13 protein-coding genes are annotated in these 16,445 nt (G+C 61.7%); 10 read left to right on the top strand and 3 right to left on the bottom strand.

Annotated features, from left to right (window positions below; genetic code table 11):
* Positions 1–103: 103 nt before the first annotated feature.
* Both KTF55_RS04155 and KTF55_RS04150 read left to right on the top strand, forming a co-directional pair.
* Positions 104–1,924, top strand: coding sequence for an adenine deaminase (locus KTF55_RS04155; protein ID WP_217108039.1), 1,821 nt, complete (start codon positions 104–106; stop codon positions 1,922–1,924).
* A gap of 206 nt (positions 1,925–2,130) precedes the next feature.
* Positions 2,131–2,925 carry a Cof-type HAD-IIB family hydrolase gene (locus KTF55_RS04150; protein WP_217108038.1) on the top strand — a complete coding sequence of 265 codons (795 nt, stop codon included), beginning with the start codon at positions 2,131–2,133 and terminating at the stop codon, positions 2,923–2,925.
* A 118-nt stretch (positions 2,926–3,043) separates the two neighbouring features.
* Here KTF55_RS04150 and KTF55_RS04145 read toward each other — a convergent pair whose 3' ends face one another.
* From KTF55_RS04145 to KTF55_RS04135, 3 genes are all read right to left on the bottom strand, one after another.
* Positions 3,044–3,886, bottom strand: a complete 843-nt coding sequence (locus tag KTF55_RS04145) for a Cof-type HAD-IIB family hydrolase (RefSeq protein WP_217108037.1) — start codon at positions 3,884–3,886, stop codon at positions 3,044–3,046.
* An 87-nt stretch (positions 3,887–3,973) separates the two neighbouring features.
* The gene (locus KTF55_RS04140; protein ID WP_217108036.1) at positions 3,974–5,392 is read right to left on the bottom strand and encodes a citrate synthase; all 1,419 of its coding nucleotides are present in this window, start codon (positions 5,390–5,392) and stop codon (positions 3,974–3,976) included.
* A gap of 77 nt (positions 5,393–5,469) precedes the next feature.
* Entirely contained in the window at positions 5,470–5,757 is a 288-nt protein-coding gene (locus tag KTF55_RS04135; protein ID WP_006235289.1) for an ACT domain-containing protein, read from the bottom strand.
* A 305-nt stretch (positions 5,758–6,062) separates the two neighbouring features.
* Here KTF55_RS04135 and rpmE point away from each other — a divergent pair, with 305 nt between their 5' ends.
* The 8 genes from rpmE (at position 6,063) to ftsX (ending at position 16,442) form a co-directional block, all read left to right on the top strand.
* Positions 6,063–6,488 (top strand): 50S ribosomal protein L31, encoded by a 426-nt coding sequence (rpmE, locus tag KTF55_RS04130; protein WP_006235303.1) that lies wholly within the window; start codon positions 6,063–6,065, stop codon positions 6,486–6,488.
* Between the two features lie 308 nt (positions 6,489–6,796).
* On the top strand, positions 6,797–9,604 hold the full coding sequence (gene secA, locus KTF55_RS04125) for a preprotein translocase subunit SecA (RefSeq protein WP_217108035.1): 2,808 nt from the start codon (positions 6,797–6,799) through the stop codon (positions 9,602–9,604).
* On the top strand, positions 9,604–10,752 hold the full coding sequence (prfB, locus tag KTF55_RS04120) for a peptide chain release factor 2 (RefSeq protein WP_195521201.1): 1,149 nt from the start codon (positions 9,604–9,606) through the stop codon (positions 10,750–10,752). The genes secA and prfB overlap by 1 nt, the downstream gene beginning before the upstream one ends.
* 165 nt (positions 10,753–10,917) lie before the next feature.
* Positions 10,918–11,808 (top strand): YitT family protein, encoded by an 891-nt coding sequence (locus tag KTF55_RS04115; RefSeq protein WP_217108034.1) that lies wholly within the window; start codon positions 10,918–10,920, stop codon positions 11,806–11,808.
* Positions 11,809–12,015: 207 nt separating this feature from the next.
* On the top strand, positions 12,016–12,846 hold the full coding sequence (locus tag KTF55_RS04110) for a transketolase (RefSeq protein WP_035137416.1): 831 nt from the start codon (positions 12,016–12,018) through the stop codon (positions 12,844–12,846).
* A gap of 1 nt (position 12,847) precedes the next feature.
* Positions 12,848–13,789, top strand: a complete 942-nt coding sequence (locus tag KTF55_RS04105; protein WP_217108033.1) for a transketolase family protein — start codon at positions 12,848–12,850, stop codon at positions 13,787–13,789.
* A 525-nt stretch (positions 13,790–14,314) separates the two neighbouring features.
* Positions 14,315–15,535, top strand: a complete 1,221-nt coding sequence (gene ftsE / locus KTF55_RS04100) for a cell division ATP-binding protein FtsE (RefSeq protein ID WP_117583023.1) — start codon at positions 14,315–14,317, stop codon at positions 15,533–15,535.
* A complete protein-coding gene (ftsX, locus tag KTF55_RS04095; protein ID WP_217108032.1) occupies positions 15,522–16,442 on the top strand; it encodes a permease-like cell division protein FtsX in 921 nt (306 codons plus the stop codon). The genes ftsE and ftsX overlap by 14 nt, the downstream gene beginning before the upstream one ends.
* Positions 16,443–16,445: the final 3 nt, after the last annotated feature.

The raw sequence follows: 16,445 nt of genomic DNA, 5'->3' as shown, positions 1-16,445 counted from the left end.
GAGGCGCATTGTTGACCCATCGTTTGGGCATACAATGGCTATTGGCTTGCTGCGGTGAAGGTTTGTCCGCTCCGCAGCTTTTTCTACGGTTAAAGGAGTATGTATGTCCGTTGAGGTCATGAGGACTGTGATCGACGCTGCCGAGGGCCGCGTGCCCGTCGACACGCTGTTTACCAATGCGCAGATCATCGACGTGTATGGCCAGCGCGTGGCGCCCGGTAGCGTTGCCGTCAAGGACGGTGTGATCGTCGGCGTGCTCTACGATGGTCGCGACGATGCCGCTGGCACCTACGAGGCAACTGAGGTCATCGACTGCCAGGGTCGCTATCTCGCTCCCGGTTTTATTGACGGGCATCTGCATATCGAGTCTTCGAACATCCGTCCCGCCGAGTATGCGCGCATGGCCGCGACGCGCGGTACCACCACCGCCATTGCCGACAGCCACGAGATTGCCAATGTTGCCGGTCTCGACGGCTTGCGCTTTATGATTGAGGATGGCCGCCGCGCACCCATCTCCATCAAGTACATGATGCCTTCGTGCGTGCCCGCGCTGCCCGATGAGCAGGCCGGTGCCGTTATTTCGGCTGCCGATATGCAGGCGTTTTTTGCCGAGCATCCGGGCGATGTCTTTGGTCTGGGCGAGATGATGAACCTGCCGGGCGTCTTTATGGCCGACCCCGAGACCTGTGCTCGCATTGATGCTGCCAACCAGACGCCGTCCAGGCAGGTTGACGGCCATGCGCCGCTCGTTGCCGGTAAGGACCTCAACGCCTATGCCGCAGCGGGCATTATCGCCGACCACGAGTCGACGATTCCCGAGGAGGCGCTCGACAAGCTGTCTCGCGGCATGTACGTGATGCTGCGCGAAGGTACGTGCAGCCATGACCTGGCCAACCTGTCTCCGATGCTGCTGGAGAATCCTGCCCGTGCCCGCCGCTGCTGCTTTGCGACCGACGACCGCGCTCCTTCCGATGCGCTTGCGACCGGCATGATCGACAACGCCTGCCGCGTGGCTATCGAGGCCGGCATCGACCCGGTGGTCGCCATCTCTATGGCGTCCCTTTCCACGGCTGAGGCATTTGGCCTGGACCACGGCTGTCGCGACCCGCATGAGCTCCGTGGCGCGATCGCCCCGGGCAAACGCGCCGACCTGCTGTTGCTCGATGACCTGACGTTTGCCAAGGCTCCGCATCGTGTCTATGCCGCCGGTGCTCTGGTGGCGCAGGACGGCACCTTTGTGGGCGAGATTGCACCCGAGATGGCCGAGGTTGCGGCCCTTGCCGATGAGCTGCGCGCTTCCGTTAAACTGCCGAAGCTATCGCTCGACGTGTTCGACTATTCCTTTAAGCCGGGCGAGGCCGTGATCGACGTGGTGCCGGGTAAGGCCATCACGGGTATGGCTCGCCCCGAGAGTGCCGAGGGCCTGCGCCGCATTATGCTGATCGAGCGCCACGGCCGCGGCGTGTCGCTGCAGGCCGAGGGCGCCGATGGCGACGGCCCCGCTGGCCTGGGCCTGGTCGGCAAGCATATCGGTCGCGGCTGGGTGCGCGGCTTTACCATCACGGGCGGTGCCATCGCCTCGACGATCGGCCACGACTCGCACAACGTGTGCGTGGTGGGCGACAGCGCGGCTGATATGATGGCTGCCGTCGAGGCCGTGGGCCAGGGCGGCCACGTGCTGGTGCGCAACGGCAAGGTCGTGGCGCGTATTCCGCTGGCGCTCGGTGGCCTTATGAGCGAAGGCACGGCCGAGGACGTTGCTGCGCAGCACGACGACTTTATGGTCAAGGCGCGCGCCATGGGTATTGAGCCGCCGCTCGACCCCATCATGGGCATCATCTTCCTGCCCCTGCCGGTCATCCCGACGCTCCGCATCCGCCCCGAGGGCATGTTCGACGTCACAACCTTCACCTACGCCGACTAGTCATCGGGGACGTTCTTAAACGACTAGTCATCGGGGACACTCTTTGGCGGGCTGCCTGACGCCGCGACCGTAGGACCTCTGGCATGTGTGAGCTATTTGCCAGGTCCTTGTAACGTTTACGCCCGCGGAGTCTTATTTGAGCTCCCTTTGGGTACGTTGGAATCGGATACGCGTTTGATTCCAACAAGCCCGAAGGGAGCTTTTCTATGTTTAAACTGATTGCATCCGATATGGACGGCACACTGCTTGACGAAAACGGCCAGGTGCCTCCTGAGACCTACGAACTGATTCTGGCGCTACACGAGCATGGCGTGCATTTCGCCGCATCGTCAGGTCGTCGCTACGATCGCCTGTGCGAGTTCTTTGCGCCCGTTCGCGACAAGATGGACTTTGTCGCCGCTAACGGCGCCCAGGTCTACGCCGACGGTAAGATGGTAGACCGTGAGGTGTATTCCCACCTGGCGATTCGAAGGCTCGCCCAGGCCGTCAGGACGTTTCCCAATCTGCATCTTGCGCTCTTTGACCGAACCAAGTCCTTCCTGCTCGATGACGAGTGCAAGTTCGTGCGTGAGGTCGATAAGGACCTTCCCAATGCCGAGCGCATTTGGGAGCTGCCCGATCCCAACGTAAATATCATCAAAGCGAGTATCTTTTGCGACGACAGTGCGGTTATGGACAGTGCGTACGTGCTACAGCGCGAACTTGGTCAGCTCTTTACTTTTGCGCCTTCGGGCAACGCGTGGATCGATGCCATGCAGCCTGGTGTGTCGAAGGCCTCGGGTATCGCGCAGCTCGCGGAGCATTACGGCATTGGACGCGACGAGGTCATGGCGTTTGGTGACTCGATGAACGACTACGAGATTATTCGCTTTGTCGGCACGGGCTGCGCGATGGAAAACGCGCGCCCCGCGCTCAAGGCGGTGGCCGATCGCGTCGTAGGCTGCAACCGCGACCACGCCGTTCAGCATGAGCTCCGTCGCGTGCTGGAGAGTCTCTCCTAATCCGGCAGATGGGGACGTTCCTTTTCTGCCGACAGTGGGGGACAGTCCTTGCAGCTTTTTGCGAAGAGTGTCCCCAGTGACTAGTCGTTTAAGAATGTCCCCAATGATTGATCAATGACTAGGCGAGGGCGGCCATGATGGTGCGGGCGACGCCGTCGTGGTCGTTGTCGTATTCGGTGATGGCGTCGGCGGCCTCGCGATCTTCGGGCTCGGCGTTGATCATGGCCATGCCGTGGCCCGCTGCCTGCAGCATGGGGATGTCGTTGATGTTGTCGCCGAACGCCCAGGCGTCGGCGAGACGCTCGCCCAAGTGCTCGCATAGCCACGTGAGGGCCGTCCCCTTGGTGGCGCCCTCGCCCATGACCTCGATATTCATGGCGTACGAACGCGTGACCTCAATGCCTTCGAGCGTGTCGAGCGCCGCCGCGATGGCGTCGCGATCGGCCGGGTCGTGCCAGTACATGGCGATGCGTTCGAGCGTCTCGACCTCGTCGATCTTGCTGTCGATATCCATGTCGATCGGTGTTCGTGTGCGCTTGAGCGAAGCCGCGATGTGGGGGTCGCCGCCACAGAACTCATCCAGACGCCCGTATAGCGAGCGGGGGAGGAAGCACTGCCCATCCGCGAAGATATCGAAGGTCACATCGTGGCCGGCGGCAATGCGATGGATGCGGTGGGCAATGCCACGGTCGAGCGGACGGCTCAAGATGCACGTGGCGCGCGAGGCGTCGATGGGCGTACCGGCGTCGAGCTGCCAGACGCTGGCACCGTTGGCGCAGACCGCGTAGTGTACGGCGGGGTGGGCGAGGATGGGCTCAAAGATGCCTGACAGCGGGCGCCCCGTGCAGGGCACAAACTCAACACCGCGGCGCGCAAGCTCGTCGAGCATCGCCCAGGTGGCGTCGCTCATCTGCTTATCACTCGTCAGCAGCGTTCCATCCATATCGGAAAACACAATCATTCGATGCAGCCCTTTCTACTGGCATAAAAAGCGTGGCCGAGGGCGGTGATGCCCTGACCACGCTCGAGTTCTATAACGGTCCGCGTCCTAGCGGTCGGCGAGCGGCTTGTACTCCAGCGGCTCGATCACCGGACGATAGGCGGGGCGGATGATACGGTGCGCGCAGAAGAGCTCTTCCATGCGGTGCGCCGACCAGCCGGCCATGCGGGCGACGGCGAATAGCGGCGTAAAGAGCGTCTCGGGCACGCCGAGCATCTTGTAGATAAAGCCCGTGTACAGGTCGATGTTGGCGCAGATGGGCTTGGTCATGCCGTGGTCGCGCATCACCTGCGGTGCCAGGCGCTCGATGCGCTCGATGAGCGCGAACTCCTCGCCCAGGTCCTTCTTGGCGGCAAGCGTGCGCGCGTAACGACGGCACACCTCGGCACGCGGGTCGCTCAGCGTGTAGACGGCGTGGCCCATACCGTAGATGAGACCCGTGCCGTCGAAGGCCTGCCTGTCGAGGATCTTGCCCAGGTAGGCCGCGACCTCGTCCTCGTCCTCCCAATTGGAGACATGCGCGCGGATGTCCTCGTGCATAGACACGACCTTGGCATTGGCGCCGCCGTGGCGCGGGCCCTTGAGCGAGCCGATAGCCGCGGCGTAGGCGGAATACGGGTCGGTGGCCGATGAGGACAGCACGCGGCAGGCGAACGTGGAGTTGTTGCCGCCGCCGTGCTCGGCATGCAGCATGAGCATCACGTCGAGCAGCATGGCTTCGTCGCGGGTGAATGCCATGCCGCCGCGCAACACCTGCAGGATGGTCTCGGCGGTGGAGAGGCCGGGTGTGGGGTGCGGTACATGAACCTCGGAGCCGCGGCGCTTGGCGACCGAGGCCATATGCGCGAAGGCGGCGATGCGGGGGAGACGGGCGAGCATGGAGATGGCGACGTCGATTTCGTGCTCGGGTGTAATGGCGTCGGGCTCGGCGTCGAAGGCGTAGAGCAGCAGCACGGCGCGCTGAAGCACATTCATGATGCTCGACGACACCGTGGTCATGGGGAACTCGCGGACGTATTCGTCGCTCAGATGTCTAAAGGCACCTAGGCGCTCGCAGAAGCCGTCGAGCTCTTCCTTGTTGGGCAGCGAACCCGTGATAAGCAGATAGGCGACTTCTTCGTAGCCGTAGCGATTCTCCGCCTGGGCATTGTTGACCAGATCCTCGATGCTGTAGCCGCGAAGCGTGAGCTTGCCCTGATCGGGCACGACCTTTCCGTCGACCTTGTTGTAGCCGTGCACATCCGAGATACGAGTGAGGCCCGCGACCACGCCCGAGCCGTCGGCATTGCGCAGGCCGCGCTTGACATTGTGCTCGACAAACAGGTCCTCGTCATAAGGGTCGGTCGGCAGGCCGTGGTAGAGGCTTTCGCTCTCAGACGAAATCTGGCGGCTTGCTTCGTAATCCAGAACCAGTCGGCTCAAGTGGTCATCGAAGCGGTAATAGATTTTCTTGGCGTCGTAGGCCATGCGCGCTCCTCTCCGGGCCGCATCGGGGTGGCTTGCATTGGCATGCGCGCGTCAGGCTATCCCCAGCGGCTTGTTCGCTACAGGCGGTACATAAAGTTAAAGACGTCCTCGCGCTGGATGGACACGTTGACGCCCGAAAGCTCGCCGGCCTCGGCCAGGGCCTTCTGCAGCTCAGCGAAGTCGAGCTTGGACTCGGCGGTATCGGCCAGCATGGTCATGGTGAAGATGTCCTCGATAATGGACTGCGTGATGTCGCGGATGTCGACGTTGGCCTCGCCCAGGACACGGGTGACGCCGGCGACGATGCCGGGGCGGTTCTTGCCAAGGACGGTGATGACGATACGGGAGGACGAGATCTCGGCCATGGGAAACCCTTTCGCGTGGTTGCGGCGCGCGCGGGCGCTCCGCTACGGTACAGTGTTCATCATTGTACCTGTCTGGCGCCAAAAGGGGTGTGCTTACTGCGGCGTTACACGTCTGCAACATGGGAGAAGGGGCAACAGGGTGCGTGTCCGCTGCGGTTGGCCACGCCGTGTTGCACAAAGACCGTGAACCTTTTGTGGGACGCGCGGCGCTGTGGTACCATAGCCGAGTTTGTTGTCTTGGTCGGAAACCAAGACGCCTTATGCGCTGATCGGTAACCAGCGCCTGACCAATAAGGAGTCCTACCATGAAGCAGGGTATCCATCCCCAGTATGTCGAGTGCACGGTGACGTGCTCCTGCGGCAACACCTTCAAGACGCACGCTACCGTGTCCGAGATGAAGGTTGAGCTTTGCAACGAGTGCCACCCGTTCTACACCGGCCAGCAGAAGTTCGTCGACACCGGTGGACGCGTCCAGCGCTTCGCCGACAAGTTCGGTGGCGCCGCTGCCGCCCAGCTCAAGAAGGCCGAGGAGGCCAAGGCTGCCAAGGCTGCCAAGGCTGCTGAGGCCGAGGCCGCTCGCAAGGCCGCCGCTGAGGCTAAGGCTGCCGAGAAGGCCAAGCGTGCTGCTAAGTTTGCCGAGGAGGCTGCCAAGCAGGCCGCCGAGGCTCCCGCAGAGGCTCCCGTCGAGGAGGCCGCTGCCGAGGCCGAGACCACCGAGGCTGCTGAGTAAATAGCTCGCCGAGGAATCGCTCGCATTCGTGGCTAAAGGGCCGCGTATCCATTTGGGTGCGCGGCCCTTTTCTTTTTAATTAGTGCAAACTAACCTGTCCCCATGGCACCAAATGACAGAGAGGCGGCGTTTGCCCAGATAAAACCTGTCAAAATAAACCTGTCCTTTTTTGGCAGGTTGGTCATAGTTATTACGTGGCGGTCGAGGTCGACCGTATAGGCCGCGCCTTGTTTGGCTAAAGTACAATCATCTGTGTTTAACTCGCCCGCAGCTGCACGGCGTGGGCGATGGCCAAAAAGGAAAACCACATGGGATTCATGTCAAAGCTGCTGTCCTTTGGATCCGATAAGGACCTTAAGCGCTACTACAAGATCGTCGACCAGATCAACGGTCTTGAGCCCCAGTTTGAGAAGATGACCGAGGAGGAACTCCGCGGCCAGACCGATAAGTTCCGCGAGCGTTACGCCAACGGCGAGTCGCTCGACGACATGCTCCCCGAGGCCTTTGCCACCGTGCGTGAGGCTTCCAAGCGCACCATGGGTATGCGCCACTTTGACGTGCAGCTTATTGGCGCCATGGCACTGCACGAGGGCCACATCGCCGAGATGAAGACCGGCGAAGGTAAGACCCTCGTCTCCACGTTGGCCGGCTATCTCAACGCTATTGCCGGCAAGGGCGTGCACGTCGTTACTGTCAATGATTACCTTGCCAAGCGCGACTCCGAGTGGATGGGCCGCATCTATAAGTACCTGGGCATGACCGTCGGTCTGCTCCAGAACAACATGCCGCTCGAGCTCAAGCGCCCGGCCTACCAGGCCGACGTCACCTACGGCACCAACTCCGAGTTCGGCTTTGATTACCTGCGCGACAACATGGTTACCCGTCCCGAGCAGCGCGTGCAACGTGGCCACAACTACGCCATCGTCGACGAGGTTGACTCCATCCTGATCGATGAGGCTCGCACCCCGCTGATCATCTCGGGCGCTGGCACCAAGTCCGCCAGCACCTACAAGGACTTCGCGCGTGCCGTGCGTGGCCTTGAGCGCGGCGAGGACGTGTCGCACGACATGCTCACCGCCACCGAGGACGTTGAGCCCACGGGCGACTTCGTCATGGACGAGGCCAAGCACACCATTGCCGCCACCGAGCGCGGCCTTAAGAAGATCGAGCGCCGCCTGGGTATCGATGATATCTATGCCGATCTCTCCGGTCAGCTGGTCAACCACCTGCAGCAGGCGCTGAAGGCCCAGTACATGTTCCACCGCGACAAGCAGTACGTGGTCACCAACGGCGAGGTCAAGATCGTCGACGAGTTCACCGGCCGCATTATGGAAGGCCGCCGTTACTCCGAGGGCCTGCACCAGGCCATCGAGGCCAAAGAGGGCGTGCTCGTGCGCGAGGAGAACCAGACGCTGGCCACCATCACCCTGCAGAACTACTTCCGTCTGTATGACAAGCTTTCCGGCATGACCGGCACGGCACTTACCGAGGATGCCGAGTTCCGCGAGATCTACAAGCTGCCCGTCGAGGTCATCCCCTCCAACAAGCCCGTGCAGCGCGTGGACCACGAGGACCTGGTGTACCGCACCATTCAGGCCAAGTACAACGCCGTCGCCGACGATGTCGAGCAGCGTCATGCCAAGGGCCAGCCGGTCCTGGTGGGCACCGTCTCCATCGAGAGCTCCGAGAAGCTGTCCGCCGCCCTTACCAAGCGCGGCATCGCTCACGAGGTCCTCAACGCCAAGCACCATGAGCGCGAGGCCCACATCGTGGCACAGGCCGGACGCTACGGCGCCGTGACCATCGCCACCAACATGGCCGGTCGTGGTACCGACATCCTGCTGGGCGGCAATCCCGACGAGCTGGTGCGCGAGCGCCTGGAGTACGAGGGCCTGACCATGGAGGACGTGACGCCCGAACAGCTCGAGCAGTTTAACGCCGAGGCCAAGGAGACTTGCAAGGCCGAGCGCGAGCGCGTGCTTGCCGCCGGCGGCCTGACCGTCATCGGCACCGAGCGCCACGAGTCCCGTCGTATCGACAACCAGCTGCGCGGCCGCTCCGGCCGTCAGGGCGATCCGGGCGAGACCCAGTTCTACCTGTCGCTCGAGGACGACCTCATGCGCCTGTTTGGCGGCGACAAGATGGACCGCGTCTCCAAGATGATGGTCACGGCCGACATGGGCGACGACATGCCCATCCAGCACAAGATCATCTCCAAGGCCGTCGAGAGCGCCCAGCACAAGGTCGAGAGCATCAACTTCTCCATGCGCAAGAGCGTCCTTGAGTACGACGACGTCATGAACAAGCAGCGCCAGGTCATCTACGCCGAGCGCAATAAGATTCTGGACGGCAAGGACCTGACCGACCACATCACCGAGGTCATGCACGACACCGTGTACCGCTGCGTGCAGGAGTTCTGCACCAAGGACAGTCACGATGGCGAGCGCGACCTGGAGGGCCTGCGCAAGTGGGTTGTGGAGCTCACCGGCCACATCGATACGCCGAAGTTCCCCGACGAGGATTATGAGGCCCTGGCTGCCGATGTCCTGGCTTACGTAGAGAAGTGCTACAACATGAAGGCCGAGCGCTTGGGCGAGGACCTGATGCGCGAGCTCAACACCCAGGTCATGCTGCGCGTCATCGATACCCGCTGGATGAACTACCTGCAGGAGATGGACTACCTCAAGACCGGCATCGGCCTGCGCGGCTTTGGCCAGCGCGACCCGCTGGTTGAGTACAAGACCGAGGCCTACGGCGCGTTCCAGATACTCGTCGATACCATGTACGAGGATTACCTGCGTACGGTTCTGCGCATCGAGATCAAGGCTGCCCCGCGTGCCGTGGAGCACAAGGAGGAGCCCGCGCTCGAGGGTGCGCACTTCTCCGGTCCTGCCGAGGTCGATGGTGACAACGGCGGCTCGGTGCTGCGCAAGCAGGCGCAGGTGCAGGCCCGCACAGCTGTCCAGGGTGGTCCGGCTGCCGTCAACAACGGTGGCAAGGTGACCACCTATCGCAAGTCCGAGAGCGACGATCCGTACGTCAACGTGGGCCGCAACGACCCGTGCCCCTGCGGTAGCGGCAAGAAGTTTAAGTACTGCCACGGCAGGAATCGTTAATGGCTGAGGCTTTAGAGGTAACGCCCGCCGAGCTGGACGCGTTTGCGGACCGGCTCGGTGAGGTCGAGTCGTATCTCCACCTGGACGAGAAGCGTACCCGCGTGTTCGAGCTCGAGGCCAAAAGTGTTGCCCCTGGCTTTTGGGATGACGCCGACGCCGCCCGTGCCACCATGGAGGAGATCGCGCGCACCAAGGAAGATATCGCTGCCGTGGACACCGCGCGCGGCGAGCTTTCCGATGCCCGCGCCGCGCTGGAGCTTGCCGAGGAGATGGGGGATGACCCCGACGCCGCCGCCCTTCGCGAGGAGGCTGCAGCCACGGCTGAGCGCCTGGCCCGGGCCATCGATGAGCTTGAGCTTTCGAGCTGGTTTACCGGTGAGTTCGATCACGGCGATGCCATTGTGACCATCAAGCCCGGACAGGGTGGTCTGGAGGCCCAGGACTGGACCTTCATGCTCTTTAAGATGTACATGAAGTACTGCCAGCGTCGCGGCTGGAAGGTCACCATCAACGACTGTCCCGCAGCCGAGGTCATCGGCATCGACCGCGCGACCTTTACCGTCGAGGGCAAGGACGCATTTGGCATGCTGCGCGCCGAGGCCGGCGTCCACCGCTTGGTTCGCATTAGCCCCACCGACGACAAGAAGCGCCGCCAGACCACGTTTGCCGGCGTCGAGGTCATCCCCGTGCTACCCGATGATATCGACATCGAGATCAGTCCCGATGACATCCGCGTGGACGTGTACCACGCGAGCGGCCCGGGCGGTCAGGGCGTCAACACCACCGACTCCGCCGTGCGCGTGACGCATTTCCCCAGCGGCATTGTGGTCACCTGCCAAAACGAGCGCAGCCAGATCCAGAACAAGGCCGCGTGCATGCAGATCCTCAAGGCTCGCCTGTACGAGATTGAGCTCGAGAAGCGTGCCGAGGCGCTCGATGAGATTCGCGGACCCAAGACCACGATTGGTTTTGGCAACCAGATCCGCAGCTACGTGCTCTACCCGTACCAGATGGTCAAGGACCTACGCACGGGCGTGGAGACCAGCAATGTCGAGGCCGTTCTTGACGATGGCGACCTGGACCCGTTTGTTATTGGCTACCATCGCTGGGCCACCGGCAACGCCGATGCAGAAGGCTCGGAGGTCTAAAACATCGGGCGGCTTCAAACCGATGCTAAGCCCAACGGTTGGACGGGTTTGTATCCAGAATAAACCCTGCGCAGGGGTGGTTTTTGTCCGGCGAATCGGTAGAATCGAATACAAGAAGAAGTTCAAAGCGCATCCGTTTGGGTGCGCTTTTTTGAGGGAGGCAGCATGGCATATCGTCTGGACATCAAGCGCATTCTTTCGATGAACTTCTTTCACGACCTGCCCCAGATCATGTTGGGGTGTGCCTTGGCCGCCATCGCGACCGACTTGTTTTTGATTCCCAACGGTCTTGCCGCCGGTGGCGTTACGGGCCTTGCCACCATTATCCAGGCGGTCGGCGCGGCGCGCGGCCTATCGCTTCCCGTTGGTATTCAGACGATCGTGATGAACGCCTTGCTGTTGTTGGTCGTTATGCGCGAGGGCGGCATGTTCTACGTGGTGCAGACCGCGACGGGCTTTGTGCTGCTGGGCTTCTTTACCGATCTGTTCGCCCCGTTTGTAGCACCTCTGGCGGATGCGGACCTGATGCTCCCTGCCATGTGGGGCGGCATTATTACGGGCATCGGTTACGGCATGGTGTTGCGCGCCGGCGCCAACACCGGCGGCTCGGACACGATTGGCCAAATCATCTCGCGTAACACCTCGCTGCCGGTGGGCTCGACCGTCATGGCGATCGATGTTGCCGTATGCGCGCTATCGGCTCCGGTCTTTTCAATCGAAAACGCACTGTATGCAGGCCTTTCGATGGTCATTAGCGGCTACGTGATCGATGCCGTGGTCGATGGTGGCAACAAACGCCGTATGGTACTCATCATCTCGGACAAGTTCCCTGATATCGCTGCCGATATCATGTATGGCCTGGGTCGTGGTTGTACCAAGTTTAAGGCGACTGGCATGTATTCGGGTGCCGAGAAGCCAGTGGTTATGGTCATCGTGAGCCGTCGAGAGCTCAATACCCTCAAGACGATCGTGCGCGAGCGCGACCCGCGCGCCATCGTGACCGTGGCCGACGTTACGGAAACTTTCGGTGAGGGCTTCAAGGACATTAACGCGTAGGGCCGACTGCGTTCCATCCAAAAGACGTTCACATTGATAAACCGTTTCATCAGCGGTTCTGCCTGCTCAATTGTTCAAATAATGATAAATACTCTGGTAAAGCTTCCAGTTTCCAGCATAATGAATGACGTACGTGCATCGCGGCTGGGTTGGGACGACCTTCTGTGCCGTGCGCATCTTGTCTAAAGAGGATGAAAGGAAGGCACAATGAGCGACGAAGAGCTCAAAAAGGTTGCCAACGAGGTAAGGAAGGGCATCGTCACCGGAGTGCACGCTGCCAAGTCCGGCCATCCGGGCGGTTCGCTCGGCGCTGCCGACATCATGACCTATCTGTACTTTGAGGAAATGAACGTCGACCCGGCCGATCCCCGCAAGGCCGACCGCGATCGCTTTGTGCTCTCCAAGGGCCACTGTGCTCCGGGTCTGTACGCCGTGCTCGCCGAGCGCGGGTTCTTCCCCAAGGAGGACCTCGAGACGCTGCGCCATATCGGCAGCCACCTGCAGGGTCATCCCAACATGAACGACACCCCGGGCGTCGACATGTCCACCGGCTCGCTCGGCCAGGGTATCTCCGCCGCCGTGGGTATGGCCGTTGCCGCCAAGCACTGGGGCGATACTTACCGCACGTACGCCCTGCTGGGCGATGGCGAGAGCGAGGAGGGCCAGGTCTGGGAGGCCGCCATGTTTGCCGGCAACCAGCAGCTCGATAACCTCTGCGTGATCGTCGACCACAACGGCCTGCAGATCGACGGCCCCGTCGAGGAGGTCAACGACCCCATGCCGCTCGCCGACAAGTTCCGCGCGTTCAAGTTCCACGTGGTGGAGCTCGCCGACGGCAACGACTTCGACCAGATCCGCGCCGCCTTTGCCGAGGCTCGCGCCACCAAGGGGCAGCCGACCGCCATTATCGCCGAGACCCTGAAGGGCAAGGGCGTGTCCTTTATGGAGAACCAGGTTGGTTGGCACGGCAAGGCCCCCAACGATGAACAGTTTGAGCAGGCCATGGCAGAGCTCACGGCCGCCGGAGAGGAGCTCTAGGATGGCAGACGTCAAAAAAATCGCCACGCGCGTAAGCTACGGCGAGGCCCTCGTCGAGCTCGCCAACGAGCACGATGACTTTGTGGTCCTCGACGCCGACCTGGCCGCCGCCACGCAGACCGGCAAGTTCAAGGCCGCCTGCCCCGACCGCTTCTTCGATGTGGGCATCGCCGAGAGCAACCTGATGGGTGTTGCCGCCGGTATCGCAACCACCGGCCGTGTCGCCTTCGCGAGCAGCTTTGCCATGTTTGCCGCCGGCCGCGCCTTTGAGCAGGTCCGCAACTCCATCGGCTATCCGCACCTTAACGTTAAGATCGGTGCCACGCACGCCGGTATCTCGGTGGGCGAGGATGGCGCCACGCACCAGTGCTGCGAGGATATCGCCCTGATGCGTGTCATCCCCGGCATGACCGTGATCGTTCCCGCCGACGACATCGAGGCCCGTGCCGTGACGCGCGCCGCCTACGAGTGCGACGGCCCCGTGTACATGCGCTTCGCCCGTTTGGCCTCGCCGGTTATCAACGACCCCGAGACCTACAAGTTCGAGTTGGGTAAGGGCATTGTCATGCGCGAGGGCTCCGATGTGACCATCATCGCCTGCGGCCTGATGGTCGGCGAGGCTCTCGAGGCCGCCGAGCAGCTCGCTGCCGAGGGCATCGACGCCGAGGTCATCAACATGCACACCATCAAGCCCATCGATGCCGACCTGATCGTCAAGAGCGCCACCAAGACCGGCCACGTCGTGACCGTCGAGGAGCACTCTGTGATCGGTGGCCTGGGCAGCGCCGTTGCCGACGTCCTGTGCGAGCAGTGCCCGACGCCGCTCAAGAAGATCGGCGTCAACGACACCTTCGGTGAGTCTGGCCCGGGTGCCGAGCTCCTGCACAAGTACGGCCTGGACGCCGCCAACATCGTGGCGACCACCAAGGAGTTCTTGGCATAAGGCAAGACGGATCTCAAGGACTGCTTCGCCAGAACTATAAAACTGCTTCGCCAGTACTATGGAAACCCGGCAGGGGCGCTCTCTTGGAGAGCGCCCCTGTTTCAGTTGCGGTGAAATAAGGACTGATTAGGGCTTTTAACTGCTAAAACAGTCCCTATTTCACCGCAACTTCTAAAGAGGCCGTATCAAGCAGGATTTCTATTGGGATAAGGGCCCATCCCAACAAAGTGCAATTCAGACCCTCCCAAGTATGCATTTGCTGCACCTAATAGAAATGCGGCGACCCCTTAGTTACCGCAGGCCGGGCACAGGGTTACTCTCCAAATCTTTCCGCAGGACGGAGGAGCCCCTGCCGCGCGAAGCGCGCAGCGGGGGCTCCGACATGTCCGAGGACGATTTGGAGAGTAACCCTGTGCCCGGCCGGTGAGACCCAAACCCCGCCATGCTTCTTATGTGCAGTAAAGCTAATGCTGCTAAAATACAAAGCGCTCATGTAGTTTAAACGCACGACGATAAGGAGCACCAGTGGGTAACCACTTCCGTACCTCCGGTGCGGGCGATGATGCCCCCAAGACGCAGACGGGCGTCCAGGGCAGTCGTTTCGCCACTCCGGATTCAGAGGGCCAGCCTGTTGCTCAGGCTCCCGCTCAGCCGGCAGATCAGGCACAGCCGGCATCCGATCCCTTTGCCTACAATCCCACCAGCGATGTCGCGCTTTCCGGCACGGCGGGTTTTGAGCCCGTTCAGGCCGTGACCGCTCGCGTGGAGCAGCCTCAGGCTGGCGCCGCCACGCCGCAGCCTACCATGGCCGGCATTCCCGACCCCATGGCCCCTGCGACGCCGGTTCCTCAGCCTGCGCAGTCTGGCCTCTTTGCCGCTATTCCCGATCCCACGCAGCCTGCTGCCCCGGTGGTCGAGAGCGATCAGGCAGCCGAGGTCGCAAGCCTCGATAACGCGCTCAACAACCCCGATTTTACGTCGGTGTTTGCGCCCATCGATCCGCAGGCCAGCCGCAAGAAGATGGCCAAGCAGGCCGGTGTCGAGCCCGTCATCCTTATGGAGCATGTCACCAAGATCTATCCGGCACAGCCCAACAAGCCTGCACTCGACGACATCAACATCGAGATCTATCCGGGCGAGTTCGTCTTTCTGGTCGGTCACTCCGGCTCGGGTAAGACCACGCTGCTGTCGACGCTCAACCGTGACGTCAAGCCGACGAGCGGCCGCATCCTGGTTGCCGGTCAGGACCTCATGAAGATCAAGAACCGCAAGGTTCCGTTCCTGCGCCGCCAGATTGGCGCCGTGTTCCAGGACTTTAAGCTCCTGCCGCAAAAAACCGCCTACGAAAACGTGGCGTTTGCTCTGCAGTGCATCGGCAAGCCCAAGGGCGTCATTCGCAGCCAGGTGCCCGAGGTACTGCGTCTGGTCGGTCTAGCCGATCAGATGGACTCGCTGCCCGACCAGCTTTCCGGTGGCGAGCAGCAGCGCGTTGCTGTCGCCCGCGCTATGGTCAACCGTCCGCCGCTGCTGATCTGCGACGAGCCCACGGGTAACCTCGACCCGGCGATCTCGCTGGGCATCATGAAGCTGCTCGAGCGCATTAACCGCACCGGCACCACCGTGATCGTCGCCACGCACGACCGCGAGATGGTCGATAGCATGCACCGTCGCGTGATCGCCCTCGAGGGCGGCCACGTTATCCGCGACCAGGAGAGGGGAGGTTACGGCAACTATGGCACCAACTAACGTGGGCTACTCCTTCAAAGAGGCAATCAGCCACTTCTTCCGTAACTGGACTACCTCGCTCGGCGCCGTCATCACGATCTTCCTTTCGCTGTTTATCATCGGCCTGTTCATCATGGGCTCCGCGATGCTGAACTCCGTGATCGGCACCGTCGAGGATCAGGTTGTCATCAACGCGTTCATTAGCGATGACGCCGATCAGGCCGATGTTCAGGCTTTTGAGGCCGAGCTTAAGACGTGGAATAACGTCAAGTCCGTGACCTATAAGGACAAGGACGACGCGCTGGCCGAGTATACGAGCAAGATGTCGGGCAACGCCGACGCCACCATGAGCGCGCTCGATGGCCAGAACCCGCTGCCGGCTTCGTTTGCAATTGAGATGGACGATCCGTCCAAGGTCGAAAGCACGGCAGAGAAGCTCAAGAAGAACGCCGACTTCCAGAAGATCGCGGATGACGGCGACGTCAACGCGAGCGTGCTGTACGGCCAAGAGGAAGTGAGCCGCCTGTTCCAGGTGACCAACTACATCCGCATCGCCGCCGTGGTGCTCGTTGGCCTTCTGACCTTTATCGCATTCATCTTCATCAACAACACGATTCGCCTATCCATCACGGCGCGTCGTCGTGAGATTGCGATTATGCGTCTGGTCGGCGCCAGCAACGGCTTCATTCGCGGCCCGTTTATCACCGAGGGCGTACTGCAGGCCATTTTGGGCTCGCTGCTTTCCATCGGCGTTCTGGAGCTGCTGCGCAATCTGATGATTCCGCGTCTGCAGGAGAGCATCGGCTGGATGTCGTTTGCCCTGCCGATGCAGTACTACCTGGTGACCTATGCTGCGCTGATCCTGGTCGGTGTGGTTATCGGTCTCTTTGGTTCTGCCATCGCCATGCGTCGCTACCTGCGCGTGTAGGCA

The organism is Collinsella sp. MSK.8.10, from assembly GCF_019041915.1.
Classification (GTDB): Bacteria; Actinomycetota; Coriobacteriia; order Coriobacteriales; family Coriobacteriaceae; genus Collinsella.
Note: the sequence above shows the minus strand (reverse complement) of the source record. Positions and strands in the feature narration are given on the sequence as shown.